We start from the raw sequence: 372 nt of genomic DNA, 5'->3' as shown, positions 1-372 counted from the left end.
CAGCGAGCTTCCCCGCAGCTCGATCGACAGCCATATCAACCGGGAGTTTCTCGTGTCCATCTCGGTGGTCGGTGTGTTCTTCGCCGCCTTTGTGGTGCTGTCCATATTCTGGGCAGGGTATATGAACAAGCCGATCAGCCTGCTGCGCGCCAGCGTCAAGCAGTATGTCGGCGGCAACCGGGGCATCAGGATTCCGGTCAAGGGCAAGGACGAGGTGGCGATGCTGTCGGCTGCTTTCAACCAGATGCTGGAGGACATCAACCAGCTGCTGCATCAGGTGGAAAGCGAGCAGGAAGAAAAGCGTCGGCTTGAGCTTCGGGCGCTGTCGGCGCAGATCCGGCCGCATTTTCTGCTCAATACGCTGAATTCGAT

1 protein-coding gene is annotated in these 372 nt (G+C 58.6%); it reads left to right on the top strand.

Annotation, left to right across the window (positions count from 1 at the left end; translation table 11 throughout):
- The coding region (locus L692_RS29085; protein WP_036724040.1) for a sensor histidine kinase at positions 1 to 372 on the top strand (372 nt) is incomplete at both ends.

This window comes from Paenibacillus forsythiae T98, assembly GCF_000520735.1.
Classification (GTDB): domain Bacteria; phylum Bacillota; class Bacilli; order Paenibacillales; family Paenibacillaceae; genus Paenibacillus_AQ; species Paenibacillus_AQ forsythiae.
Note: the sequence above shows the minus strand (reverse complement) of the source record. Positions and strands in the feature narration are given on the sequence as shown.